Genomic DNA, 25,659 nt, shown 5'->3' with positions numbered 1-25,659 from the left:
GTTATCCCCGCCGATTAACTCTCCTAAACTCGCTCCAGACCGACAGCGATGCCCTGGCCGACACCGATGCACATGGTGGCCAAGCCATAGCGCTCGCCCGTGATCGACAGTTCCAGCGCCGCTGTCCCGGTAATGCGCGCGCCGCTCATGCCAAGCGGATGGCCGAGGGCAATGGCGCCGCCATTGCGGTTGACCTGCGGCGCATCCTCGGCCAGGCCGAGATCGCGCAATACCGCAATGCCCTGGCTCGCAAAGGCCTCGTTGAGTTCGATGACACCGAACGCACTGGGGGTGAGACCGAGACGGGCGCAGAGTTTCTTGGTGGCGGGGGCCGGCCCCATACCCATGATGCGAGGCGGGACACCGGCGGTGGCGCCGCCGAGAATGCGGGCGATTGGGGTCAGCCCGTATTTTCTGGCAGCGGCTTCCGACGCGATGATCAGCGCGGCGGCGCCGTCATTGACGCCGGAGGCATTGCCGGCTGTGACCGTTCCATTGGGGAAGAGCGGGCGCAGCTTGGCAAGGGTTTCAACCGTGGTGCCGGCGCGCGGATGCTCGTCCTTGTCGACGATAACGGCATCGCCCTTTTTCTGGGGGATGGTGACCGGCACGATTTCGCGGGCCAGACGCCCGCTGGCCTGGGCGGCGACGGCCTTGTCCTGGCTACGCACGGCGAATTCGTCCTGGGCCTGGCGCGAAACGCCAAACTCCTGGGCGACGTTCTCGCCGGTCTCGGGCATGGAATCGACGCCGTATTGCGCCTTCATCTGCGGATTGACGAAGCGCCAGCCAATGGTGGTGTCGTAAATCTCGGCATTGCGCGAAAAGGCGCTGTCGGCCTTGGGCAGGACGAAGGGCGCCCGCGACATGGATTCGGTGCCGCCGGCAATGACCAGCTCGGCTTCGCCGGCCTTGATGGCGCGCGCGGCAGCGATGACCGCATCCATGCCGGAGCCGCAGAGACGATTGATGGTGGTGCCGGTGACGCCCACCGGCAGGCCGGCCAGCAACAGGCTCATGCGGGCGACATTGCGATTGTCCTCGCCGGCCTGATTGGCATTGCCGAAGATGACGTCGTCGACGGCATCCCAGTCCACACCGGCGGCTTCGGCCATCAGGGCCTTGAGCGGAATGGCGCCGAGATCGTCGGGGCGGACAGCCGAAAGGCTGCCGCCGAACCGGCCGATGGGTGTCCGCTTATAGGCGCAGATAAAGGCTTCAGCCATTTATGCGGCCCTCTTGATGCCATTGTGGGCGGCAGTGGTGCGCGCCTGCAGATCGCGCAGCGTACCAAGCTCTTCGGCGGTCGGCACGGGGGTTTCTTCGAGATCGTCGGCGAAGCGCACTTTCCAGCCGCAGGTTTCCTGCACCATGTCGCGGGTGACGCCGCGATGCAGGGACCGCACGACGAATTCCTTGGTCTCGTGGTCGGGGCGCCAGATGGCCAGATCGGTGATCAGCAGCGTCGGCCCCTTGGTCTTGAGACCCAGGCGCTGGCGGTGGTCGCCGCCTTCGCCATGGCCGAAAGAGGTATAGAAATCGATCTTGTCGACCATCGAGCGGGTGGCCTGCTTGAGGGTGATGTAGATCTCGCCGCAGGAGGTGGCGATCTCGGGCGCACCGCCGCCGCCGGGCAGACGCACCTTGGGCTGGTTGTAGTCGCCGATGACGGTGGTGTTGATATTGCCGAAACGGTCGAGCTGCGCCGCGCCGAGGAAGCCGATGGAAATGCGGCCGCCCATCAGCCAGTAGCGGAACATTTCCGGCACGGCAACGGTGCAGAGCGCGGTCTCGCACAATTCGCCATCGCCGATGGAGAGCGGCAGGACATCGGGCGCGGTGCCGATAGTGCCGCTTTCATAGATGAGGGTGATGTCGGGCGCGTGGGTGAGACGGGCGACATTGCAGGCAGCAGAGGGCGCACCGATGCCGACAAAGCAGACATCGTCATTGCTCAGCTGGCGCGCTGCCGCGATGGTCATCATCTCGTTGGGCGTGAAGTCGGTCATACGCGCAAATCCCTTACTCGGTCGGCAAATGCCTCGGGGGTGGCCTCGAGCACGTTCTGCTTGATCCAGCCGGCGAACAGCTCACGATCGGAGGAAATCTTGTCCCATTCGAGATAGGTGGCATTGTCGCGCTGGTAATAGCCATGGGTATAGGAGGGATGCGCCCCACCCGGCACCACGGCGATGGCATCGACCGTCCAATGCGGCAGGATGCAGAGATTGGGATGCAGACCCTTGAAGCTGGGCACCACTTCCTCGACCGTGACCACGACGCGCTTGGCGGCGAGGGCGGCTTCCTTCTGTACGCCAATAATGCCTTCGATCAGGATATCGCCCTTCTCGCTGGCCTTCTGGGCATGGATGAAGGTGACATCGGGATGATGGGCCGGCACCGCTGCCAGCTGCTCGCCGGTAAAGGGGCAGGTCATCATCTTGATGTTGGGATTGACCTTGGGCAGATCGGCACCCTTGTATCCACGGAACAGGGCCAGCGGCAGGCCGGAGGCACCGGCCTCATAGGCCTGGGCCATGGCCGAATGGGAATGCTCCACCGTCTCGATGCCGCGCGGAAAGGCGTTCTCGATGGCATCGCGCATGCGACGCAACAGCCCCACACCGGGATTGCCGGCATAGGAGAAGATCACCTTCTTCGCCATGCCCATGCCGATCATCTGGTCATAGATGATGTCGGGGGTCATGCGGATCAGGGTGAGATCCTTGAAGCCTTGGCGGATCGCCTCATGGGCCGCCGCATGGGGGATGAGATGGGTGAAGCCTTCAAAGGCCACCGCATCGCCATTGTTCAGATTTTCTCCCACCGCCTGGCTGAGCGGCACAAATTTGCTCATCGTCTTGTTTCTTTTGCCATAACTAATAGCTGTATATTGCCCATTGAAACTGGGCGGTAAAATGATAATTTTGCCCTGATATATAACTCTGGATGATATGATGGCGGCCAGCCTCCTCGACCCGCGTATCAAGTTGCGGCACATCAGCTGCTTTTTGGAAGTCAACCGGCAGCGCGGCGTGGTGCCGGCCAGTCAGGCGCTGGGGCTCAGCCAGCCGGCGGTGTCCAAATCCATCGCCGAGCTCGAGGACCTGCTGCAGACCGCCCTGTTCGACCGCACCGGTCGCAAGCTGGTGCTGACCCGGCAGGGCGAGATTTTCGCCCGCCATGCCATGGCGGCGGCTGCGGCGATCCGCGAGGGGATCGAGAGCATGGACCTCAACCGGTCCAGCCACACCGTGGTGCGTCTGGGCGCGTTGCCGACCGTCGAGGTGGAAGTGGTGCCGCGCGCCGTGGAGCGCTTCATGCACACCCCGTTTGCCTGCCGGGTGCATGTGGAAAGCGGCCCCAGCGGCCACATGCTGGCCATGCTGCGCGATGGCAATCTGGACTTCATCGTCGGGCGCCTGGCGAGCCCCGAGGTGATGAACGGATTGATCTTCGAACACCTTTATTCCGAACAGCTGACCTTTGCGGTGCGCCCGAGCCATCCTTTGGCAAGCAAGCCGACGCTGAGCTATCGCGAGCTTGAGCCTTATCCGATGCTGTTGCCACCGGCCAATGCCATCATCCGGCCGATCGTGGATTCGCTGTTCATCGCTGGAGGCGCCGGCCGGTTCCGCTATGAGATCGAGACGGTGTCAAACGGCTTTGCCCGCGCCTATGCGCTTGAGAACGACGCCATCTGGACCATTTCGCGCAGCGTCGTCGCCCATGACCTGGAGATCGGGCAATTGGTGGCGCTGGCGCTCGACACCAGCGCCAGTCATGGGCCGGTGGGCATCACCATGCGCAGCAATGAACAGTTGAGCGTGGTCACCAGCGCTTTGCTCGACGCCGTGCGCGAAGCGGCGGCGGAGGTGGCAGCGCGGGGCTGACGTGCAGGGGCACGGAAGAGCCCCCCCGGCCTTCGCTGCGCTGCGGCCATCTCTCCCCGAGAGGGAGAGGAAAGAGGGAAGAGAGCTAGACGCGTTTCCAGTTCTCTGGGGTGGTGTTGGCGGGTTCGCGGCCGAAGACGCGTTGGTAATATTCGCCGTAGAGCGGGCGCTCGGCCTCGTCGCAGCGGTTGAGGAAGGCGGTGTTGAAGGCGAAGTCGAGATCGCCGAAGACGCGATAATTCTGTGCCCAGGAAATGACGGTGCGCGGCGACATCACCACCGAGACATCGCCAGCGGCGAAGCCGGCGCGGGTCAGATTGGCCATGCGCACCATCTGCAACAGCATCTCGCCGCGTTCAGCCTCGCCCATGAACGACACCTTGCTCAGTACCACCTCGACCTCGGCGCCCTCATCGAGATAATCGAGCCGGGCGATGATGTTCCAGCGGTCGAGCTGAGCCTGATTGAGCTGCTGCGTGCCGTGATAGAGCCCGGTGACGTCGCCCAGGCCCACCGTATTGGCAGTGGCGAACAGGCGGAAGAACGGATTGGGCGGAATGACCTTGTTCTGATCGAGAATGGTCAGCTTGCCCTCGGCCTCGAGCACACGCTGGATGACGAACATCACATCGGGCCGGCCCGCATCATATTCGTCGAGCACCAGCGCCACCGGGCGCTGATAGCACCAGGGCAAGAGGCCCTCGCGATATTCGGTGACCTGCTTGCCGTCGCGCAACACGATGGCGTCCTTGCCGATGAGATCGATGCGGCTGACATGGCTGTCGAGGTTGAGGCGCAGACAGGGCCAGTTGAGGCGGGCGGCCACCTGCTCGATATGGCTGGACTTGCCGGTGCCGTGGCGGCCCTGCAGCAGCACGCGCAGATTGCCGTTGAAGCCGGCAAGGATGGCCATGGTGGTGGCCGGATCGAAGCGATAGCTGGGATCGAGCGCCGGCACATGCTCGTCGCGGGTGGAAAAGGCCGGGACCGTGCCCTCGACATCGAGGCCGAAGGTGTCGCGAATGGAGAGCTCAATATCCGGACGGGCGCCGGGCGACAGTTCCTGGATCACGCTTGGCCTCCGGGGCGGGAAATCACGATATTGCCGTCCTCGACATGCACCGGGACGGGGTCGAGCCAGCAGTTCTGCGCCGCGCCGGCCACGCCAAAACCGTCTTCGATGCGGAATTCGGCGAAATGCATGGTGCAGCGGATGCGGCTGCCATCCTCGTTGAGGAAATGGCCGGCGCGGTGGTTGAGGGGCGAGGAATAATGCGGGCAGATATTGAGATAGCCGAACACCGCCTGGCCGCGGCGTACCACGAACATGGAAAACACCGTGGTGCCGCGACCGAAGACGAACTCCTTGGCGGCGCCATCGGCCAGCTCTTCGAGCGGGGCCAGCACCGTGCCGGGCATGGGCGCGCGCGGGCGGGTGCGCCAGAGGGTGGGATCGGGCTTGGAAAGTGCGTCAGCCATCGGCGGGCTCCGGCTGGCCCAGGCCCCAGTTAAAGCCGGTGATGGTGACGGTCTCAAAAAGGTTTTCGAGCATATAGGGGTCTCCCGCCAGATAGGTCTCGACCGCGGCGCGGTTCTCGGCCTCGATCACCAGCATGGTGCCGATCATGGCGCCGGCACCGTCGAGCAGCGGGCCGCCTATGCGGACGCTGACCGGATGATCATGCTGCCGGAGGCGGGCCCGATGGCCTTCGCGCAGGCGCTGGCGGTCGGCGAGCCGACCGGGTCGATCCAGGGCATGGACACAGAAATATGCCATCCCGACCTCAGGGCGCCCTGCCCTCGAAGGCGGCCTGCAGCATGTCGCGCACGCCCTCGCGGGTGACCGGGCGCGGATTGTAATAGGGGTTCTGCAGGGCGATATCGGCGGCCGTGTCGAGATCGGCTTCCGTGAGACCCATCTCGGCCAGCGAGCGCTTGCTGGCGGCACGCTGGGTCAACTGATAGATGCCGGTCGGTCCATCAACCGTGCCAAGGGCGCGGGCAATGCTGGCCATGGCCTCGGGCGCGGCGTCGCGGTTATAGGCCGAGGTGTAGGGGATCATCAGCGCGTGGATGTCGGCATGGTTCAGGTTGAACGTGCCGCCCAGCGTGTGACAGATCTTGTGGTGGATGGCCATGCCGACGGCGCCGAGGCAGACCCCGGCCAGCCAGGCGCCATAAAGCGCTTCGGAATGGGCGTGCAGATTGCTCGGATCGTCCATCAGCGTCGGCAGGGCGCCGCCCAGGGCGCGGATCGAGGCTTCGGCCATCATCGAGATGATGGGATTGCGATCCTTGGCATAGAGCGCCTCGACCGAATGGGCGATGGCATTCATGCCCGAGGGCCCGGAGATGAAGCTGGGCATGGTGACCGTCAGCTCCGGATCGTAGATGACGGTCTCGGGCAGGATTTTGGGGTCGGAGACGGTGGTCTTGCGACCGGCCTCGGTCTGGCCGAGGATTGGGGTCATTTCCGAGCCAGCAAAGGTGGTGGGGATCACCAGCTGCGGCAGGTCGGTGCGATAGGCGATAGCCTTGGAGAGGCCGGTGGTGGAGCCGCCGCCAATGGCGAGGCACCCGTCGGCACGCACGGAACTGACCGCCATCAGTGCGGATTCGGTGACCTCGACCGGGGTGTGTTGTACCGCGCCGGGATACATGATGCCGGCGCGGCCGCCGATGGCCTTGGCGATTTCGGCGGCGAGCCCCGACTGATCCGGGGTCGAGATGACGATGGCCCGCTCGATGCCGAGACGATCGAGTTCCTCGGCAACCTTAGCGCGGCTGCCCGCACCGAAGATCACGCGGGAAGGATTGGCATTATAGACGAAGTCCATGGTCCACCACTGGTTCTATCTGGTGATTAGCGGTCGTAGTGCGGCGGCATCTTGGAGTCAAAGTTGATCCAGACAGATTTGGGCTGGGTATATTCGCGCATGACCTCGAAGCCCATTTCCCGGCCATAGCCGCTCTCGCCGACGCCGCCGAAGGGCGAGCCCGGATGGACCACCTTGTAGCAGTTGACCCAGACCATGCCGGCGCGGATATCGCGGGCAAATTTGTGGGCGCGGGTGAGATTGGCGGTCCACAGGCCCGAACCCAGACCGTATTGCACGCCATTGGCGATGGCGAGGGCTTCCTCGTCATCCTCGAAGGTGGTGACGGTGACGAAGGGGCCGAACACTTCTTCCTGGCTGACGCGGTCGGTGGGCTTGGCGCGCACGATGGTGGGCTCGACGAAATAGCCCTTGGCGAGATCGTCGCGGTCGGGCTGCTTGCCGCCGGTGAGGATTTCCCCGCCCTGGTCCTTGGCGACCTGGGAGAAGTGCAAAACGCGCTCCTGGTGCTGCTTGGAGGTCAGCGGACCCATTTCGGTGGCCGGATCGAGCGGATCGCCCAGCTTGATGGAGCGGGCGAATTTGGTGAAGCCGTCGAGGAATTCGTCGGCGATGGATTTGTGCAGGATGAGGCGCGAGCCGGCAATGCAGGCCTGGCCCTGATTGTGGAAGATGGCGAAGGCCGAGCCGCCGATGGCGGCGCGCACATTGGCATCGCCGAAGACGATATTGGGGCCCTTGCCGCCCAGCTCGAGCTGCACCTTCTTGAGATTGCCGGCCGAAGCCTGGACGATCCGGCGACCGGTGGCGGTCGAGCCGGTAAAGGCGACCTTGGAGATTTCGGGGTGTTCGGCAATGCGGGCGCCGGCAGTGTGACCATAGCCGGGCACCACATTGACGACACCGGCGGGGAAGCCGACATCGCGCATCAATTCGGCGATGCGCAGGGTCGAGAGCGGGGTCAGTTCGCTCGGCTTAATGACGATGGCATTGCCGGCGGCCAGAGCCGGGGCCATTTTCCAGCTGGTGAACATCAGCGGGAAATTCCACGGCACGATCTGGCCGACCACGCCGACCGGCTCGCGCTGCACATAATTGAGGAAGCCAGGATAGACCGGGGGCACAAAGCCCTCGAACTTGTCGGCCATGCCGCCGAAATAGCGGAAGCAGCGCGAGGTGCGCGGCACGTCGAGCTTGCGCGCATCGCGCACCGGATGGCCGGTATCGAGCGCTTCGAGTTCGATCAGCTCGTCGGCATGGGCATCGATGGCATCGGCGAGCTTGAGCAGCAGATTGCCCCGGTCAGCGGCATCGGCGCGACCCCAGGCGAACTGCGCGGCTTTGGCAGCGGTGACGGCGCGATCGACATCCTCGGCCCGCGCCTCGGCGATCTCGCAGATGATCTCACCGGAATAGGGATTGAACACGGGGATGGTGCCCCCGGCGAGGCCATCGACGAACTCACCGCCAATAAAGAGCTTGGTCTGCACAGCTGATACCGATGCTTTTGTAAGGGATTGAAGTGCCTAAGCAGCCGGCCTCCACGCGAGGTGGAGACCGGCCGCAGGGCGGAAGTGGGAGCGACCGCCCGTTCCTAGAACTCGACCGCGACGTCGGGCGCGAGGCCCTGGCGGATCAGTTCGGGGATTTTCGGCGAGCCGTTTTCCCAGACCAGGAGCATGGAGCGCTTGGCCGAGAAACCCTGGTGCCGGATGTCGGCGGGCATGCAGCAGCAATCGCCGGCCTTCATGTTGATCACGGCACGCGGGCGGCCGGTGGCGCCATCCTTGACGTTCCAGGTGATTTCGTCGGTCAGCTGGATGAACCATTCGCAGCGATCATTGCCGTGCTCGACGGGGAGAATGTATTCCTCCGAAGTGGGGCAGAAGAGGCTGTCCTTGACCACCGAACACACCGACGGGTTCCAGGTCACGTCGGAACGCGACAGGTAGCCGAAGAGATTATAGGCGGAGACTTCATGCTCGAAACCCGGCTCGGCATGCACTTCCGGCTGGTCCTGCGGCACGTCGTCGAACATGCGGTTGACCGGATAGCCATTGGTGTCGGTGCGCACCGGAGTATCGCCGGGCAGGCCGACCATGCGGCGGGCGGTGACGCGTTCGCGGCTCACGGCCTCGTCATTGTCACCATTCTTGATGCCCCACGGCACGCCGGTTTCCATCGGCGCGGCGAAGGGGTCGTAGCCCTCATTGGTCCAGTCCGAGACCATCTGCTTGAACACGTCCATGAGCTTGTCGGCCTTGAAGCGCTCGACGAAGTCACGGCCGGCAGAGGTATAGGCCTCGTTGGTGGCGCCCATGAACATGTCGACTTCACCATAGTAATTGGTGGTGCCGAAGACCTGGTCGAAGTTCACGGTGCCGTAGAAAAAGCCCCAGGCGACGTCGCGCATCAGGGCGCGCAAGAACGCGTCGGCCGGCATGGTATGCACGGCGGTAGGCGTGGTGACGTAGCAGAAATACTCGTCGCGGTGGAACTTGAACGAGCCGGCCTGGAAGGACTTGTAGCCGGTGATATTGTCGGCCGGGTTGACGGCATAGCTGCTGTTGATCGGCAGGCCGCGGGGATTGCTGATCTCTTCTTCGGTGCCGGCGAAAGCGGATTCTTTCATAGCCATGGCGGTGTCTCCTTGCTCGGAATTACTTCTGGCAGAACTGCGCCCATTTATGCTGGGTCACGGCGCCGTCGATGGACTGGATGAGGATGGTGCAGGTCTCGGCCGCGCTGAACTTGTAGGCGGACCCGACCGGCAGCATGGCCATATGGCCGCGACCGAGGACGACATAGCCCATATTGGCGCCGTCGGGCTTGCCGTCGATCTGGACAGCGCCTTCGCTCTCGGGGTCGACCAGGGCATCGGGATCGGGGAGCTTGATGAAGTCGACGCGCACCTTGCCATCCATGGAGATGACAAACTCGTCATGGGCGGCGGTGTACCAAGGGGAATCGCCCTCGGCCTTGGCGCTCTCGATCACATATTCGAAGTTCTTGGCGACGGCGACGCGCTCATAGGGCGCGGACTTGGCGGCGACTTCGAACATGTTGGAGAAGACATAGCGCTTCGGATCATCGTCGATGGCGGTGACGCCACCCTTCTTATAGGCATGAATGGAGCCGAAATCTGTGGTGTACTGACCCACGGCGAACCTCCTCTGGAACTGTGTCGGTGCTGGACCTTCGCCGGAAAGACTAGGCAATCGAGGCGCTTGGGGGCCTGCACAAAGCGGGCATCCTTCTGCGCATTCCGCGCCCGTAAACTGCCCGCTGCAGTCTCTTTTGCGTTATTTTCGGACTGCAGCAGGGAACGAGAAAATGGCAGACGAAGATATCCGGTCGACCATCCTCAAGCGGGACGAAAAGGGCCAGGTGCGCAATGGTGCCGAATGGCTGGCGCTGTGGTCGGACCCCGATTCCATGCGCTCGCGCGCCGAGATGCGCGAGAAGCAGAGCACGGAACGCCACCAGCTCGAACTGGCCGGCCAACTCTCGGCGGCGGCGCGCTCGCTGGCCGGTCGGGACGATATCGACGTGCAGATCGGAGAGGCGGATCCCGCGGGTGGATTGCGGGCTGGGCTCGACGAATTGCGGCCGGACAATATGCCGGCGCTGCGCGGCCGCATCGACTCCGCCGCGCTGTTCCTGCGCTATCACGACGCCGATATCCATGCTGCAGTCACCCCGGAGCGTCCGGGAGATGCGAGGCTGTTCAACCTGCTCGAGCTCTTGCGCTGCGAGGCGGCCGGCGCCGCGCGGCTCAAGGGCATTGGCGACAACCTCGCCGCCGCGCATCTGGCGCGGCTTGCCAAATCCGATCTTCTGGGCGCGCATCTGGCCTCGCTGGTGCCGCTCGAAGAAGCCATTCGCATGGTGGTGGGCGATACGCTGGTCGGCCGCAGCGAGCCATCCATTCCCACCTCCGGCTTCTGGATGTGGAACCGCTGGATGCATGAGCGGCTGCAGCGGCAGCTCGATGCGCTCAAGGCCAATATCGATGACCAGCGCGCCTATGGCGCAGCGGCCAGCGCCTTTATCGAGGCGCTCTACACGGCATTGCACGGACGCGGCGAGGGACCGGTGCGGCGCGAAATCAGCAATCGCGCCGGCGGCGGACCGGACGAGGGCGATCTCGAACATGGCTCGAACCAGACCGAGGACGAGAGCTTCGAGCCGGGGCCGGATGCACTCACGGCAGACGAGGACGCGCCCTCGATCTGGCCGCCGCTGGAGGTGCTGCGGCAGGCGCGTCCCCTGCCCTATCGGGCCTATACGACGCGACACGATCAGGTGGCGCGCGCCGAAGACCTGGTGCCGCAGCAGACCATGCGGCAGGCGCAGGAAACACTGGACAAGCGGCGCAGCGCCAATCGGCGCAGCATGGCGCGGCTGGTGACGCAATTGCAGCGGCGGCTGATGGCCAAGCAGACGCGCTCCTGGAGTTTCGATCTCGAGGAAGGGCTGGTGGATGCCTCCCGCCTCGACCGCGTGGTGGTCAATCCCGGCTTTGCCGACGCCTATAAGCAGGAAGAGGAATCGCGGTTTCGCGACACCTGTGTGACGCTGTTGATCGACAATTCCGGCTCGATGCGCGGCAAGACCATCGAGCTCGCCTGCATTGCTTCCGACCTCATCTGCGCGGCGCTGGAGAACTGCTCGGTGACCACCGAAGTGCTGGGATTTACCACCATGGGCTGGAAGGGCGGGCAATCGGCGCAGGAATGGCTGCGCGCCGGCCGGCCGGCCAATCCGGGGCGGCTCAACGATCTCCTCCACATCGTCTACAAGGGCGCCGACGAACCCTATCGGCGCGCCCGGCTCAATCTTTGCGCCATGATGTCGGCCGACCTGCTCAAGGAAAATATCGACGGCGAAGCGCTGGCCTGGGCGGCGCGGCGGCTGATGGGGCGCTCGGAACAGCGCCGCATACTTCTGGTGATTTCGGACGGCGCGCCGGTGGACCAGGCGACCATCGAGGCCAATGACGACAAGGACATTCTCGACCGGCACCTGCGCGAGGTGATCGGGGAGATCGAACGCAGCGGGCAGATCGAGCTCACCGCCATCGGCGTGCGGCACGATGTCGACACATATTACCGCTCGGCCCGCCGCATCGACGCCATCGAGGAATTGGGCCCGGCCCTGATCGGGGCGCTCGACGCCCTCTTGATGCGTCAGTGAATGCCGATGAGGCCGGGTTCTAGGGTGTAGAAGCCGGCCAGGGTCAATTCGACTGTGACGTCCTCGAAGGTAGGATTGGCGAAGTACCAGCCATGGATGCCGGTGAGCGGGGCAGTCAGGGCGCCATTGCCCTCCTGTGCCGTGCCCTTGCCATAGTCCATCACCTCGGCGGGGCTGCCATCGGTGGGCGTGGTATGGCCGTGGAACTCGAAGAGAATGGGGGCCGAGGCCTTCCAGGAATAGAGCATGGTCTGGCCCTCGGCGAGCGTCACCTTGTATTCGGTGGCGCCCAGGGTGCGGCCGAAGGCGCCGATTGGCACGGTGATGACATCCTGCCGGAACGGCAGGGGCTCGGGCCGTGCAATCTCGGGCGGGGCTGAGAAGCGGGTTTCCACCACGACTTCAGGCGGCGCGGAGAGGGTATTGAGCCCAGTCAGTGCGCCAAAGCCGGTGGGGTCCATGCCATATTCGGTGGGCAGGATGACGGTGAGGGTGAGGACCGTACCGAGAAGGGCGGCGCCCGCCACTTGCAGCGCCAGCTGGCGGGTCGTCGGATGTGGCATGGGGGCGGGGCTGTCGGCGCTCATGGCGTGCTCCAAAATCCAACCAATTGCATTTGCACCAGGGCGAAACCGGCCGCCATGATCAACACATTGATGGCCGCGGCCTGGCGGGTGAAGCCGGGCGTGCTGCGCCAAAGCTGCAAGACGGTGAGAATGAAGGCCAGCGCCACCAATTGCCCGAGTTCGACCCCGATATTGAAGGCGATCATATTGGGCACGAGGCCATCGGCAGAGAGACTGAGATCCTGCAGCTTGGTGGCAAGGCCGAAGCCGTGGATCAATCCGAAGACCAGCACCACCAGTTTCTGATTGGGCGAATAGCCCAGTAGCTTCCGGAAGCCGCCGAGATTGTCGAAGGCCTTGTAGATCACCGAAAAGCCGATGATGGCATCGATGATATGGGCGTCGAGCCGCAGCCCCGAAAGCACGCCGAACAGCAGGGTGATGGAGTGGCCGATCGAGAACATGGTCACATAGATGGCCACGTCGCGCAGGCGATAGAGGAAGAAGATGACCCCGAGCAGGAACAGCAGGTGGTCGTAGCCGGTGAACATGTGCTTGGCGCCCAGATAGAGATAGGGCCAGAACTGCACACCGTGCGCGGTTTCCAGGAACGCGGCATCGCCCCCGGCGACGCCATGGGCAATGGCAGGGATTGCCGAAAGCACCAGAACGATGAGAGCCAATGCGGGGGCGGTCGGCGCCGGGTGGCCCAGCCGCCCAGAGGGCGCGCACGGCTGAGCCTTTGCGATCATTCCGTGAGGAAGTCCTCGATGCGGTCGAAGTCGAAATATTCGAAGGGCGTGCGATAGGTCTCGTGGCAGCTGTCGCACATGACCTCGAGCTCCTCGACGCGTGCCAGCATCTGGTCGGGCGTGGCGTCCGCGGCCTCCTGGGCTTTGAAGAAGGCGGCGTAAGACAGGTCGCGGAAGGTGGTGAAATCTTCCCAGACTTTGTCATTGGCCAGCGACACATGCAGCGCATCGGCCTTTTCGGCTTCCTCCGAATAGGGATTGGCCTCGGCCCGGTACAGATTGGGCATGGCATAGAGCGCGGCGCCGATCGACTGCAGCCGGCCGCGCAGTTCCAGATCATCCATGGGCAGGGTGCCGTCGAGAATATCGTGCACGATGTCATTGTTGGCGCCGATGCTGTGCATCAGGAGGCGCCGGGCCAGCGTGGTATCCTGCTGGCTGGTCAGCGCGGTCTCGGCGGGGCCCGGGGCGTTCTGCGCCAGGGCCGGCGGCAGGGCCATTCCGCCCAGCATCATTACCCCGGCCAGGCCGGCAAAAAGCATTTCGCGACGCATCGCATACCCTCCTCGGTTTTGCTCAAGAAGACCAAGCACACGCTGGTTGCGTCCTGCACAATCGGCGGAAAAGCCTGCACCAGACGCACCATGGCGCCACCGAAACGTGCAGGGCTGGGATTGGAACATACAGTCCGCGTCGCGGCGAAAAGCCTAACCTTGCTCCAAATGGTGAGGAGGAAACCATGGCGGATCATGCGCTGCGGCTGTGGCAGTCCATGCCCTGGTGCGATGCGGCGGGACGCTTTTCGTTTCCGAAGCTGGTGGTCTTTGTCGGCTGCTGCCTGCCGGGCTTGTGGATGGGGCGCGAGTTCGCCTCGGGCAATTGGGATTTTCCCTCACCCTATGTGAACCTCATCTACCATTCGGGGCTGTGGGCCACCTATCTGCTGCTCGCCTGCCTTGCCGTCACGCCCCTGCGCCGGATCACCGGGATCGGCAGGCTGGCGCAGTTGCGGCGGCTCCTGGGCGTGGCCAGCTTCTGTTACTGCGTCCTGCATGTCATCGCCTGGTTCGGCCTGCGCTTCTGGGACTGGGCGGCCTTAGGCAGCGAACTGGCCGGGCGGCTGAGCCTGTGGATCGCCACCCTTTCCATGATCGTGCTGCTGGCGCTGGCCCTCACCTCCTTTGACGGGGTGATCCGGAGCATGGGCCAGCGCTGGAAAAAACTGCACACTCTTGTCTATGCAGCGGCGTTTCTCGCGGTGCTGCATTTCCTCCTCTCGCCCGGCTCGCTGCAGGGCGTACCGTTCCTGATGGCCGGCGCCTATGTCTGGCTGATGGGCTGGCGGCTGCTGGAGCAGCGGCGCCTGGGCAATGACCCCAAGGCGCTGGCGGGCCTTGGCCTTGCATCGGCGCTGTTTGCGCTATTGCTGCAGCCGCTCTGGCTGGTGAGCGTTCAGGCCGGTCGCACGGGGCAGGATGTCTGGGCGGCGCTGGCGGACAATCTCAATCTCGATCTCTGGATCTATCTCGGCGTTCCCCCGGTGGCCATGCTGCTGGCCTGGATGGCGGCGACTGTAACGATTGCAGCGCTGGTTCGGCGCAAGACATTACCAAAGGCGATATCCCGGTCCTGACGCAAACATGATCGTTTCATGCAAATGATCAGCAAGCTCCGTGCAGGGATATGCCGGTAACCCCTGAAATTATGGGATTGCAGCAAAGCGAGGGCTGCCCCAGCACGAATGACACTCAGACGCACTATATAGCCGAACCAATAAAAATATGAGTTTTGGTTATATAATTCTGATGCTGTGACGCGCTGCGAGGATTGCGGGTGGGAGATCGCAATCAGGCGCCGCCCCATACGGCGCCGCAAAAGGGGGATGGAAACGGCTGGCCATCCTCTGAGCAGTCAGTCGGCCGAGGAGAGGAAATACCATGAAGACGAAACACGTCTTGGGCGCTTTTGCGCTGGGACTATTGCTGACGGCCAGCGCGCCGATCCTGAGCTTTGCCCAGACGACCACCCAGCCGGCAGCGCCCGCAGCGGCACCCGCCCCCAATCCGCTTGCCGTCGCCGTGGTTCCGCCGCCGCGCGCCTTCAAGACCGCGGAAGAGCACTTCAATTACCTGAAGCGCATGGCCAATGGCGGCACCAAGCACACCTATGAATCCGTTCCCAAGTGGGAAGGTCTTTGGGAAGCCAGCTGGAACAGCATCGCCCTGCGCGGCGGCGTGTCACCGTTCTTCGTCGGGCCAATTCCTCCTGGCCTTTCGGCCGGTGGTGAGGTTGCCGAGGGTATCCTGACGCCCGAATACGAAGCCGCCTTCAAGGCGCGCCGCGAGCACATGATCCCCTATAACGAACAGCCCTATGACCGGCTGACCACCTGCGAAGCCACCGGCATTCCGCGCTGGCTGCTCGAGCCCTATGTCCGCGAGTGGGTCAATACCCCGTCCCAGTCCTGGTGGCTGAACGATCTGGCCAATGAAACCCGCCGCGTCTACATCGACCAGGAGCACAAGAACATCGACGGCGCCCATTCGCCCACGGGCGATAGCATCGGCTTCTGGATCGACGACACGCTCGTGGTCTGGAGCAACGACATGTGGCCGGCAGACTACTTCCGCGGCTACCCGCCGTTCTCCAACGAAATGGAGATCATCGAGGTCTACAAGCTTGTCACCGAAGCCAATGGCATGCAGCGCCTCATCGCCCAGGTCACCTTCTACGATCCGGTCAGTCTGCTAAAGCCACTGAGCGGGGTCTATACCTGGACCAAGGCCGGAGCCATCGAGGACGCCGGCTATCGCATGCGCCACTGGGATTGCGACGGCAACGTCCAGCAGAAGACCGATGACAACGAAACCACCATCCGCCTGCCGGGCGAGAGCGGCAAGACCTGGCACGAAATGCGCAACCCGGATCTGCCGGCCGACCTGTCGGGTCAGACCAAGACCCCTGGCGAAACCGACTTCGACGACTTCTTCGGCGCTGCCGAAGGAACCGCACAGTAAAAGGACCCCTGCAGATGAAAAAGCAATATCTCGCCCTGGCCCTGGCCGCCGCGATTGGCGCGGCGTCCGCCACGGCCGCCTTCGCCCACCACAGCTTCTCGATGTTCAACCCTGACGTCGAAATCGTGCTCAAGGGCAAGGTCGCCCGCTGGGCCTTCACCAGCCCGCACACCTTCATGATGCTGCAGACCGAAGACGGCAAGGTCTGGGCCTTCGAGGGCTCCGCCCCTCCGGGCCTTCTCACCCGCAATCCCTCCATGAAGGGCGACACCTTCAAGGAAGGCGATGAGATCACCGTGGTGATGTGCCCGCTGCGCGACGGCCGCAATGGCGGTGCCTCGGGCCTGTTCATCACTGCCGATGGCACCGTCTACAATCCGGCCGATGCCGGCTGCCGCGCCAACCAGCGCGCCGCCGAATGGCCGACCTGGATCGAGAAGGGCTACATGTCCCTCGAAGAAGCCAAGAAGGGCGAAGGCATCCAGTAATCGTCTTTCAATCAGGGGTCGGAGACCGATGTCTCCGACCCCGTTTTTTCTGTCCGGGCAGAGGAGGATGCCCTCTAAATGGTTGAACTTCTTATAGAGCTGAGCCAATCCCCTCTCAGCCTGGCTATGGCCACGTCCCCATGGGTCGTGCCCACGATGCAATCCATTCACATCATGGCCATTGCCGTGGTCTTCGTTTCGGTGCTGATCACCGCGCTGCGCGTGGTGGGGGTCAGCTGGGGCGGCGTTTCCATCCGCCAGACAGTGGATCGTTTCGCCCCCTGGGCCTGGACGGCGCTGGCGCTGCTGGCGCTGACCGGCGTCATCCTGATCATGGCCGAGCCCATTCGCGAGCTGATGGCCATCTCCTTCTGGGTGAAGATGGCGCTGCTGGTGGCCCTCATCGTCATCTCGGCCCGCTTCATGCGCACGGTGCGTGTCAATGCCGGCCTTGCCGACACCGAGGCCAGGGGCACCCCGCAGATGCGCGTCACTGCCATCGTGACGGTGGCCATGGTGGTGATCATCATCTTCATGGGACGCTTCATCGCCTATGACCCGCTGATCTGGGGCCCTGCATCCCCGATCGCCTCCATCTACGCCGGCTCGTAGGAGTGCTTGACATGGACTTCACTGCACTGCTCGAAAGCCTGCAATATTCCGACCTCGCCCAATGGGTGAACACCGGCGGCGCCACCTATCCGGTGGTGGAGAGCCTGCATGTGCTGGCGGTGGCCATGGTGTTCGGCACCATTCTCATCGTCGATCTGCGCCTGCTCGGCGTCGCCTCCACCAACCGTCCCTTCACCCGCGTCGCCCACGACCTCTTGCATCTGACCTGGATCGGCTTCGCCCTGGCGGTCACTTCGGGCATCCTGCTGTTCCTGCCCAATGCCACCAGTATTGCCATCAATGTCAGCTTCCAGGTGAAGATGGCGCTCCTGGTGTTGGCCGGGCTCAACATGTTCGTCTTCGAATTCGTCACCGCCCGCGACGTCAAGAGCTGGGACACCACCCAGCCACCGCCGAATTCGGCGCGCATTGCCGGGCTGCTCTCGATCCTGCTCTGGGCTGCCATCGTGGTCTTCGGCCGCATGATCGGCTTTACGCCGGCCGCCGGCGCCGATCCCTTCGCCGCCCTCTAGGCCCTGTTCCCCGCTTCCGGCACCACTGTCTTGCCGGAAGCGACCCGTTCTCCCTGACGCCGTCAACTGCAACGCCCGGTTCTTGCGAACCGGGCGGTTTTCATTTTCCAGCAGGTGCCGAGATGCGGGCGCCTCAATGCTCCTTGCGGCGCAGGCGCACCACGACCTCGACGCGGTTGACCTCGTAGCCTTCAGGAATACCGGGCAGATCGGTCACCGCCAGAGTGTGGGCGGGAATATCGATAATGCGCGACTCTTCGGTGAGATAGAAATGGTGATGCCGGGAGGTATCGGTATCAAAGACGCTGCGCATGCCCTCGAAGGCCAGCTCGCGCACGAGGCCCGAACTCTGGAACTGGCGCAGCGTATTATAGACCGTGGCAAGGGACAATTCGTGCCCGGCCGCGGCGGTTTCGACATAGAGCTCCTCGGCGGTAACATGGCGGTCCCGCCCGATCAACCGGTCGGCCAGATCGAGCCGCTGCCGGGTCGGGCGCATGCCGGCCATCCGCAGAATGGCGGTAAGGCAGGCGCGGCGGCTGCACTCGGTTGGCTCGAGAGCGGGCGCGGACGATTGGGAAGACGAAGAAATATCAGAATGCATGGGCAATCCTCCTGCCCATGACGATAGGCGTCGGCGCAAAGGCGAGCCTGCCCAAAGCGATTGGTTTCTTGCACAGGCGAGTAAAGGCGAGCTCTTGCGGGCAGGCAGCGCGACCGCGCCGAAACGGCCCGCCTGATACTTTCATCTGCCTTGCACAATCCGCGTTCTCAGCTACTCTTGATGGGTTGGCCCCAAACAACACAACGGAAAAATGGTCACCGAGTGGAGGATGTCGAAGCGCCCCTTTGGGGTGGCGGAGACGCATGGCATGCTGGCCTTGCCCGGCGTGCAAAATCAAAAAAGCAGTGATGGTCTCAACTGGCGCTCACTTTACATGTCGTCGCAGACGGAGAACCCCTTTCGCGGCTCGTTCTCTGCCCGTGACCCGCTGGTGGTGTTCCACCAGAAGCAGATCATCGGCTATATGGACCTCAAGCGGGACAAGCAGGTGCACGCCCCTGCCGGCTCGATCCGCTTCGTCGCGCCCGACGAGCCGTTCGAGGCGGAATTATGCGAACCGGCCGATACCGTCCATCTCTATATCCGCCAGGAAATCTGGAACGAAGTGGCGATGGACATGACCGGCAAGGAACCCTCCAGGGTCCCCTTCGACTCGCGCCTACTCGAGGCCGAACCCATGCTGGCAATGCTGTGCATGGCCGGCGTTACGGCGATGAACGCTGCCGACCCCGACCCGTCCTTCACCGATCATCTGGCACGGTGCATGGCCTCGCATATCATGGCAGTGCATCAGGGCGTCAGGCCGGTCTGGCGCACATCGGATAGCGGGCGGGTGATTTCGCCGGAAGTGGTGCGCGCCATCGACTATATCGAAGCCAATGCCGACCGCTCGATCGGGCTGCAGGATATTGCCGACGCCGCCTATCGCAGCCCGAGCCACCTGGCGCGGGTCTTTGCATCCGAAGTCGGCATGCCGCCGCATCGCTATCTGATCAGCGTCCGCATCAAGCGTGCCCAGCAATTGCTGGCTCGAACGAGCAAGCCGATTGCCGAGATCGCGCTGGACTGCGGCTTTACCCATCAGGAGCACCTGACGCGCATGTTCCGCCGTCACTTCCAGACCACCCCCGCTGCCTATCGCCGGGCGCAGCGCGCGGGCTAGATCATTTCAAACTGAAGTGGACTCAGGGCCGTTCGCCCCCTCCCCTCAAGGGGGAGGGGGCGATGGAACCGCATCAACCAGAATGTGAAACGCACTAGGCGATTGCAGGGGTCGCGCGTCGAGGGGACGGAATGCGCCATCGGCGTAGCACAGTACGCGGTCGGCAATGTCTTCGAGCATGGCCCGGTCGTGGCTGACCACGACAATGGCGGTGCCGGAGGCGGAAGCGGCGGTCAGCAGATCGAGCACCTGGTATTTCGAAACGGTGTCGAGCGCGCTGGTGGGCTCGTCGGCCAGGAGTAATGCCGGGGCAGCAATCAGGGCCCGCGACACGGCGATGCGCTGGCACTGGCCGGAGGAGAGTTCGCCCGGCCGGCTTTCAGGGTCCAGCGTGGCGAGGCCCACTTGGGCGAGAGCGGATAGGGCTCGGGCACGGCGCTCACGGCCCGAGAGGCGCGGCAGATGCGGCGCCGTCAGCGGCTCGGTCAGGCTCTTCCAGATCGGCCAGCGGGCATTGAGCCCGGCCACCGGGTCCTGAAAGATCGGCATAACCGTGCCGGGCGCGCGGATCGCCGCATGCCGGGTAATGGCGCCGCTATCGGGTCGATCGAGCCCCGAAGCGAGGCGCAGCAAGGTGGACTTGCCGCAGCCGGACGGGCCGGTAATGCCGATGATCTCACCCGGAGCAATGGCGAGGTCGAGATTGTCGAGCACGGTGCGATTGTGGCGGCCGGCACCGAACCGGCGGGAAACGCCGGCGAGCGTCAGCAGCGGCGGCGTGGCATTGGCGGCGCGCCGGGCGGCAGACGGACGGGATTGAGCGCGCGGGCCGGTCAGCTTTTCAAGGTCGAATGCCGTGGCGGGACCGGTCTCCACGATCCGCCCGGCATCGAGCAGGGCAATGCGATCGGCATGGCGCAGCACCAGCTCGAGATCGTGGCTGATCAGCAGGATGCCGCTGCCCGACTGCTTGAGCATGTCGAGAATGGCGTCGGCACGGTCGGCGTCGAGGGCACTGGTGGGCTCATCGGCGATCAATAGGGACGGATTGTGCGCGGTGGCCGCAGCGATGGAGGCGCGCTGCAACATGCCGCCGCTCCATTGATGCGGATATTGCCACATGCGCTGGGCGGTTTCGGTGATCCCCGCGGTCTCGAGGCCGTTCGCCACCGCGCCATCGGGCAGACCGAGACCATGGGCATGCCAGGCATCGGCGACATGATCATGCACCGGGCGCAGCGGATCGCAGGCCTGATAGGGGTCCTGCGCGACATAGCCGATGCGTCGACCGCGCAGGGGGCGGAGGGCCGCCTCATCCAGCTGCAAGAGGTCCCGACCTTCGAACGCGACAGCGCCGCGCGCCGCGACGCCCTTGGGCAGGAGGCCGAGAATGGCGCGAGCCATGGTGGATTTGCCGGAGCCGGAGGGGCCGACCAGAGCCACGCACTCCCCTGCCCCGACGGAGAGGTTGACGCGATTGAGGGCGAGGCGTGCATCGCCATAGTCGACACAGAGATCGGTGAGGGACAAAAGGGTCATGAGCGGCCCTTGGGTTCGAGCACGTCGCGCAGGCCATTGCCGATGAGGTTGGAGGCCATGACCGAGGCGAAGATGGTGACAGCCGGGGCCAGCAGCAGCCAGGGAGCGATGGGGAAATAGAACCGGGATTCGGCCAGCATGGCGCCCCATTCGGCATAAGGCGGCTGCACGCCGAGGCCGAGAAAGGAAAAGCCGGAAATGGCCGCGATCATGCCGCCCATGCCCAGGGTGGCGACGACTGCCAATTGCAGGGCGACGCCGGGCAGGATATGGCCGAAAAGAATGCGCGGCCAGCCGATGCCGGCCATGCGCGCCGCCACCACATCGGGCCGCTGCCGCGCCGACAGGGTGAGCGCACGGGAGAGCCGGGCATAATAGGCCCAGTCGGCAATGACCAAAGCCAGCAGCAGGTTGAGAAAACCGGGGCCCAGAATGCCGATAATGGCGAAGGCCAGCACCAGGCCGGGCAAGGTCATCATCACATCGACCAGGCGCATGAGCACGGTATCGACGATCCCGCCGGCCAGACCCGCTATGGTGCCGACAACGAGGCCGATCGCAAAGATGGTGCCCAGCACCAGCGCCGCTGCGCCGATGGAACGATGGGCGCCGTCGAGCAGGCGCGAGAGCACGTCGCGGCCGGTGGCGTCGGTGCCCAGCCAGTGCGCGGCGCCGGGTGGCTTGAGGGTCGCGGCATAATCGGGCCAGTTTGGCTCATAGGGCGCAATGAAGGGACCAAGCGCTGCCAGGATCAGCAGCGCCAGCGCCAGCACCAGCCCGGTGCGGAAACCGCCATGGGCAAGCAGGCGCGGCCAGAGCCGGCGCGATGTTCCCGGCGTCATGGCGATGGGGGCGGGACGGGCGACGGCGGCAAAGCGATCGAGCAGGGTCATGCCGGACTCCGCAGGCGGGGATCGAGCAGCATGGCGACGATATCGACGAGCAGGCTGGCGGCGACATAGCTCAAGCCGCTCAAGAGCACAAAACCCTGGATGACCGGATAGTCGCGAGCGGAGAGCGCCTGCAGCACATAGCGACCGACACCGGGCCAGGTGAAGATTTCCTCGATGATCGGGGCGCCGCCAATCAGCGCGCCGATGCTGATGCCGATGGAGGTGAGGAAGGGCAGCATGCCATTGGGCAGAGCATGGCGCAGCAGCACGCGCCAGCGGGTGGCACCGCGGGCGCGGGCGACGAGGGCATGATTGGCATTGCCGGCCTCGATCAGGCTGGCGCGCAGCAATTGCGTCCAGCCCGCGGCACGGTCGATGCCGATGGTGAGGGCGGGAATAAGCACGAGAGCCAGCGTGCCCTGCGGCAGGACTTTGCCGATGCCGGCGCCGACCACCAGATATTGCAGCACCAGCAGCGCGAAGACGAAGGTGGGAAGCGCCGCGCCGATCTGGGTGTAGAAGAGAATGATCCGATCGGGCCAGCGGTCACGCCAGGCGGCGGCGATGATGGCGAGCATGATCGAGAGCAGCACCGAGGCGGCGAGCGCCGTGCCCAGCAAAAGCAAGGTCGCGGGAAGGCGCTCGGCGATTTCGGCCAGCACCGGACGGCCGGTGCGGTAGGAGGTGGAGAGGTCGCCCCCCGCCACCTTGCCCAACCATTGCAGATATTGCAGCGGCAGAGGCTGATCGAGCCCCATTTCCGCCCGCAGATTGGCGATCTGCAGATCGTTTGGTTCGGTGATGTGCCTGGCCTCGAGGATGCGCATCACCGGGTCACCGGGGGCCAGCGGCAGCAGGGCCCAGACCAGCGTGCTGGCGACCAGGGCCGTCAGCACTGCCTGGAGCAATCGGCGAAGAATTGCTGCCGCCAGCGTCATGGTTACTGCGCCGGGCTCGGCTTGGTCTCCCAGGAGACGTGGTAGAGCGCGAAGCTTGGCTGCTGGCCGGCATAGAGATCGTTGACGACGATACGGCCCTTATGGATGGTCATGGCGAAGACATAGGGGTCCTCGTCCACGAGAATGGCCTGGATGCGCTCAAGGATGGCATCGCGGCGCGCGGTATCCACCGTGACCTTGAGCTCGGCGACCAGTTCCTGGACTTCGGGATTGTCGTAGCCGACAAAATTGCGGCTGCTGGCAGTGGTCAGGTAGCGGTTGAGGAAAGGCGAGGTGACACCCCAGCTCACCGTGCCTTCGCTGGAAATACCCAGATCCCAGCCCGGCGCGCCGCCGACCAGGGCGGCATAGACGTCATCGACCGACTGGATATTGACCACGATGCCCAGCTTGCGCAATTGCGCCTGCAGCGCCCCGCTCAGCGGCACCAGATCGGGTTGCTGGGGATAGATGATGAGATTGATGGTGAGCGGCTCGCCATCCTTCTTGCGCAGATCGCCATCCAGCACCCAGCCGGCATCATCGAGCAGCGCTGCGGCTGCCGCCGGGTCGGTCTCGTAATTCTCTACGGCCCAGGGGAAGCTGGCATTGTAGAGGCTGCGCGCCTGCTCGAGCGCCCCGCCAAAGACGGTATTGGCCAGCTCGTCATAGTCCACCGCCTTGAGCAGCGCCTGACGCACGCGCACATCGTCGAACGGGGCTTCCTTGATGTTCATGAAGCCCAGAAACCCGCCGGTGGAGGGCGTGCCGGAATTGAAGTGGATGCCGGGCGTGGCATCGACCACGGCGCGCGCGGCGATGGGCGGATAAAGGGCGATATCGGCCTCGTTGTTCTGCACCGCCAGAATGCGGGCATTGGGATCGCTGACAAAGCTGACAGTGACACCCGGCAAGGCAGGCTCGCCGCGCCAATAGTCGTCGTAACGGGTGGTCTGCAACTGATCGCCATTGAGCGCGGTGACCTGATAGGGGCCGGTATAGATGCCGGCGCCGACCAGTGCCGCCCAATCCTCGCCCACCGCATCGACGGCCTCGGCGTCATAGATCAGGAACACGCTTTCATTGGACAGAATGCCAGGCAGTTCCGGCCAGGGCGCGGCGGTGCGGATGGTGATCTCGTGATCGCCGGTTTTTTCGAACACCGCCCCTTCCGGAACACTGCCCTTGGCCGAATCCGAGGTGGCGAGCGCGCGATTGATGGCCGCCAGCACCGTATCGGCATTGACCGGCTTGCCGTTCTGGAACGTCACTTCGGGACGGATACGAGCCACCCAGGTGGTGTCGTCCACGGCATCGAGGCTTTCGAGCAACCAGGGCTGGTTGGTGCCATCGCGCTCGAACTTCATCAGCAGTTCGGCGACGCCGAATTCCTGCATCCAGAAGCCGTCTTCCGACGGGTTCATCGACTCGATGTCGAAGGAGGTGACGATGCGCAACGGCGCCGGGCCATCCTGGGCCAGGACGGCGGTCGAGGTGAGGGCGAGCGCCAACAGGGCGGCGAGAGACGATTTGATCATGCGGATTGATCCTCATGGGACGGGGAAGGATGACGCGCGGCCTTGGCCGTGTGGATGAGCAGGTCGGGAAGCGTGCGGCCCTCGGCCAGCACATCGCCGACGAAACGGCGGACGCTGTCGGCATCGGGCAGGCGATACCATTCGCCGCGCGGATAGAGCGCCACCATGGGCCCCTGATTGCAGGGATAGAGGCAGCCGGTGCGCGCGGTCAGGCACTCATTGGCAATGCCCTGCCGGGCGGTCTCTTCCTTGAGCGCATGCAGCAGCGAGGCCGCGTCGCGATAGTGGCAGCGCGGACCAGTGCAGACGAGCAGATGATGGGTGAAATCGGGCGGGTCCTGCCAGCCCGGCTTGCCGAGCGAGGGTTTCACCCCCGCCACCGGCCTGGCCTTGTCGATATTGGCGAAGGCCTGCTGCACCGCCTCGGTCATCACCAAGGGCGCAAGGCTGCTGTCCTGGCCGATCAGCAGCGACACATCGTCGAGGCCGCGCTGCTGCACCCAGCTGGCGGTGGCGCCCGGCAGCCAGGCCAAGAGGCTCTCGGTGAAGGGCATGCCCAGCGGCTGGATGAGAATGCTGCGGTGGCCATCGCCATAGAGCGTATCGAGCGCATCCGGCAGCGAGGCGCCGGTGCCCTCGAGCCGGATGAGTAAAGAGGGGCATGGCGCCTCGGCCTCGGTCGCCTGGCGCAGCTCGGTGAGGCGGCGCTGGCTGAGATTATAGGCCGAGATGACGAAGAGGCAGGCATCAGGTTGCATGGACGCGGCCCCCCGGCAAAGCCACGAAAAAGGCGACAAAGATCATGTCCCGGTCGCGAACCGGCACGGTCGTCGTGCTACCCTGCATTGAGGCATTCCTCCGCCCGCTGTTCTGAAGACGCGGGTCCATTATAGGAATGGTTCACCAGCTTGAACCAAAAAACCTGCACAAAACTGCAGAATTTTTGACGCCGACCGCAAAACCCCGGTTTTCCGGCGTTTTTGAGCGATTTTGAGGCCGATGCAGTGGCTGGCACCTGCCCGTTCCGTGCAGAGCAAGCGGGGTGCAGCGGCCCGGTGCGGCGTCGGACGCGGCCACCGCGTCCTTTACACGCATGCCAGTGGAATGGCCGCTTTGTGATTGGGTGGCTA

27 protein-coding genes are annotated in these 25,659 nt (G+C 64.2%); 8 read left to right on the top strand and 19 right to left on the bottom strand.

Features of this window, described 5'->3' with window-relative positions:
- Positions 1–23 precede the first annotated feature (23 nt).
- From pcaF to BGO80_RS12510, 3 genes are read right to left on the bottom strand one after another with little or no spacing between them, the layout of a single operon-like run.
- The gene (gene pcaF, locus BGO80_RS12520) at positions 24–1,226 is read right to left on the bottom strand and encodes a 3-oxoadipyl-CoA thiolase (RefSeq protein ID WP_286721741.1); all 1,203 of its coding nucleotides are present in this window, start codon (positions 1,224–1,226) and stop codon (positions 24–26) included.
- Complete coding sequence (locus tag BGO80_RS12515; RefSeq protein WP_286721740.1) at positions 1,227–2,009, bottom strand: CoA-transferase subunit beta; 783 nt, start codon at positions 2,007–2,009, stop codon at positions 1,227–1,229.
- Positions 2,006–2,857: a CoA transferase subunit A gene (locus tag BGO80_RS12510; RefSeq protein ID WP_126149418.1), complete on the bottom strand. Its 852-nt coding sequence runs from the start codon at positions 2,855–2,857 to the stop codon at positions 2,006–2,008. Before BGO80_RS12510 ends, BGO80_RS12515 begins: the two co-directional genes overlap by 4 nt.
- 100 nt (positions 2,858–2,957) lie before the next feature.
- Here BGO80_RS12510 and pcaQ point away from each other — a divergent pair, with 100 nt between their 5' ends.
- The gene (gene pcaQ / locus BGO80_RS12505) at positions 2,958–3,893 is read left to right on the top strand and encodes a pca operon transcription factor PcaQ (protein ID WP_286721739.1); all 936 of its coding nucleotides are present in this window, start codon (positions 2,958–2,960) and stop codon (positions 3,891–3,893) included.
- Positions 3,894–3,978: 85 nt separating this feature from the next.
- Here pcaQ and BGO80_RS12500 read toward each other — a convergent pair whose 3' ends face one another.
- The 7 genes from BGO80_RS12500 to BGO80_RS12470 all read right to left on the bottom strand — a co-directional run bounded on the left by BGO80_RS12500 (position 3,979) and on the right by BGO80_RS12470 (position 9,891).
- Complete coding sequence (locus tag BGO80_RS12500; protein WP_286721738.1) at positions 3,979–4,965, bottom strand: AAA family ATPase; 987 nt, start codon at positions 4,963–4,965, stop codon at positions 3,979–3,981.
- A complete protein-coding gene (locus BGO80_RS12495) occupies positions 4,962–5,372 on the bottom strand; it encodes a Rieske (2Fe-2S) protein (RefSeq protein WP_286721737.1) in 411 nt (136 codons plus the stop codon). Before BGO80_RS12495 ends, BGO80_RS12500 begins: the two co-directional genes overlap by 4 nt.
- Entirely contained in the window at positions 5,365–5,670 is a 306-nt protein-coding gene (locus BGO80_RS12490; protein WP_286721736.1) for a YciI family protein, read from the bottom strand. Before BGO80_RS12490 ends, BGO80_RS12495 begins: the two co-directional genes overlap by 8 nt.
- Before the next feature lie 7 nt (positions 5,671–5,677).
- Positions 5,678–6,730 carry a maleylacetate reductase gene (locus BGO80_RS12485; protein WP_286721735.1) on the bottom strand — a complete coding sequence of 351 codons (1,053 nt, stop codon included), beginning with the start codon at positions 6,728–6,730 and terminating at the stop codon, positions 5,678–5,680.
- A 26-nt stretch (positions 6,731–6,756) separates the two neighbouring features.
- The gene (locus BGO80_RS12480) at positions 6,757–8,220 is read right to left on the bottom strand and encodes an aldehyde dehydrogenase family protein (protein ID WP_286721734.1); all 1,464 of its coding nucleotides are present in this window, start codon (positions 8,218–8,220) and stop codon (positions 6,757–6,759) included.
- A 104-nt stretch (positions 8,221–8,324) separates the two neighbouring features.
- Positions 8,325–9,368, bottom strand: coding sequence for a hypothetical protein (locus BGO80_RS12475; protein ID WP_286721733.1), 1,044 nt, complete (start codon positions 9,366–9,368; stop codon positions 8,325–8,327).
- 22 nt (positions 9,369–9,390) lie between these two features.
- Positions 9,391–9,891: a cupin domain-containing protein gene (locus tag BGO80_RS12470; protein ID WP_286721732.1), complete on the bottom strand. Its 501-nt coding sequence runs from the start codon at positions 9,889–9,891 to the stop codon at positions 9,391–9,393.
- Positions 9,892–10,063: 172 nt separating this feature from the next.
- On the opposite strand from BGO80_RS12470, the gene BGO80_RS12465 reads away from it, so the two are divergent.
- Positions 10,064–11,926 carry a cobaltochelatase CobT-related protein gene (locus BGO80_RS12465; RefSeq protein WP_286721731.1) on the top strand — a complete coding sequence of 621 codons (1,863 nt, stop codon included), beginning with the start codon at positions 10,064–10,066 and terminating at the stop codon, positions 11,924–11,926.
- Here the strand turns inward: BGO80_RS12465 and BGO80_RS12460 are convergent.
- The 3 genes from BGO80_RS12460 to BGO80_RS12450 form a co-directional block, all read right to left on the bottom strand.
- A complete protein-coding gene (locus BGO80_RS12460; RefSeq protein ID WP_286721730.1) occupies positions 11,920–12,513 on the bottom strand; it encodes a hypothetical protein in 594 nt (197 codons plus the stop codon). The two genes, BGO80_RS12465 and BGO80_RS12460, sit on opposite strands and share 7 nt — an antisense overlap.
- Positions 12,510–13,175, bottom strand: coding sequence for a HupE/UreJ family protein (locus tag BGO80_RS12455; RefSeq protein ID WP_286721729.1), 666 nt, complete (start codon positions 13,173–13,175; stop codon positions 12,510–12,512). Before BGO80_RS12455 ends, BGO80_RS12460 begins: the two co-directional genes overlap by 4 nt.
- 65 nt (positions 13,176–13,240) lie before the next feature.
- Complete coding sequence (locus BGO80_RS12450) at positions 13,241–13,798, bottom strand: cytochrome c (RefSeq protein WP_286721728.1); 558 nt, start codon at positions 13,796–13,798, stop codon at positions 13,241–13,243.
- Positions 13,799–13,983: 185 nt separating this feature from the next.
- Here BGO80_RS12450 and BGO80_RS12445 point away from each other — a divergent pair, with 185 nt between their 5' ends.
- From BGO80_RS12445 to BGO80_RS12425, 5 genes are all read left to right on the top strand, one after another.
- Positions 13,984–14,877 (top strand): protein-methionine-sulfoxide reductase heme-binding subunit MsrQ, encoded by an 894-nt coding sequence (locus BGO80_RS12445; RefSeq protein WP_286721727.1) that lies wholly within the window; start codon positions 13,984–13,986, stop codon positions 14,875–14,877.
- A gap of 304 nt (positions 14,878–15,181) precedes the next feature.
- Complete coding sequence (locus BGO80_RS12440; protein ID WP_286721726.1) at positions 15,182–16,261, top strand: alpha-amylase family protein; 1,080 nt, start codon at positions 15,182–15,184, stop codon at positions 16,259–16,261.
- A 14-nt stretch (positions 16,262–16,275) separates the two neighbouring features.
- Entirely contained in the window at positions 16,276–16,749 is a 474-nt protein-coding gene (locus BGO80_RS12435; RefSeq protein WP_126149432.1) for a DUF6152 family protein, read from the top strand.
- 78 nt (positions 16,750–16,827) lie between these two features.
- The gene (locus tag BGO80_RS12430) at positions 16,828–17,361 is read left to right on the top strand and encodes a DUF6644 family protein (protein WP_286721725.1); all 534 of its coding nucleotides are present in this window, start codon (positions 16,828–16,830) and stop codon (positions 17,359–17,361) included.
- 11 nt (positions 17,362–17,372) lie between these two features.
- Positions 17,373–17,894, top strand: a complete 522-nt coding sequence (locus BGO80_RS12425) for a DUF6644 family protein (RefSeq protein WP_126149434.1) — start codon at positions 17,373–17,375, stop codon at positions 17,892–17,894.
- A gap of 133 nt (positions 17,895–18,027) precedes the next feature.
- Here BGO80_RS12425 and irrA read toward each other — a convergent pair whose 3' ends face one another.
- Entirely contained in the window at positions 18,028–18,498 is a 471-nt protein-coding gene (irrA, locus tag BGO80_RS12420; RefSeq protein ID WP_126149435.1) for an iron response transcriptional regulator IrrA, read from the bottom strand.
- Between the two features lie 334 nt (positions 18,499–18,832).
- Between irrA and BGO80_RS12415 the strand changes: the two genes are divergently transcribed.
- Positions 18,833–19,621 carry a helix-turn-helix domain-containing protein gene (locus BGO80_RS12415; RefSeq protein WP_286721724.1) on the top strand — a complete coding sequence of 263 codons (789 nt, stop codon included), beginning with the start codon at positions 18,833–18,835 and terminating at the stop codon, positions 19,619–19,621.
- Between the two features lie 45 nt (positions 19,622–19,666).
- Here the strand turns inward: BGO80_RS12415 and BGO80_RS12410 are convergent, their stop codons facing one another.
- The 5 genes from BGO80_RS12410 to BGO80_RS12390 are packed head-to-tail and all read right to left on the bottom strand — an operon-like array spanning position 19,667 to position 25,287.
- Complete coding sequence (locus BGO80_RS12410) at positions 19,667–21,160, bottom strand: ABC transporter ATP-binding protein (protein WP_286721723.1); 1,494 nt, start codon at positions 21,158–21,160, stop codon at positions 19,667–19,669.
- A complete protein-coding gene (locus BGO80_RS12405; RefSeq protein ID WP_286721722.1) occupies positions 21,157–22,053 on the bottom strand; it encodes an ABC transporter permease in 897 nt (298 codons plus the stop codon). The genes BGO80_RS12410 and BGO80_RS12405 overlap by 4 nt, the downstream gene beginning before the upstream one ends.
- On the bottom strand, positions 22,050–22,991 hold the full coding sequence (locus BGO80_RS12400; RefSeq protein WP_206437786.1) for an ABC transporter permease: 942 nt from the start codon (positions 22,989–22,991) through the stop codon (positions 22,050–22,052). The genes BGO80_RS12405 and BGO80_RS12400 overlap by 4 nt, the downstream gene beginning before the upstream one ends.
- Positions 22,992–22,993: 2 nt before the next feature.
- Positions 22,994–24,529 (bottom strand): ABC transporter substrate-binding protein, encoded by a 1,536-nt coding sequence (locus tag BGO80_RS12395; RefSeq protein ID WP_286721721.1) that lies wholly within the window; start codon positions 24,527–24,529, stop codon positions 22,994–22,996.
- The gene (locus BGO80_RS12390) at positions 24,526–25,287 is read right to left on the bottom strand and encodes a (2Fe-2S) ferredoxin domain-containing protein (RefSeq protein ID WP_286721720.1); all 762 of its coding nucleotides are present in this window, start codon (positions 25,285–25,287) and stop codon (positions 24,526–24,528) included. Before BGO80_RS12390 ends, BGO80_RS12395 begins: the two co-directional genes overlap by 4 nt.
- Positions 25,288–25,659 lie beyond the last annotated feature (372 nt).

Source organism: Devosia sp. 63-57 (assembly GCF_001899045.1).
Lineage (GTDB): Bacteria > Pseudomonadota > Alphaproteobacteria > Rhizobiales > Devosiaceae > Devosia > Devosia equisanguinis.
Note: the sequence above shows the minus strand (reverse complement) of the source record. Positions and strands in the feature narration are given on the sequence as shown.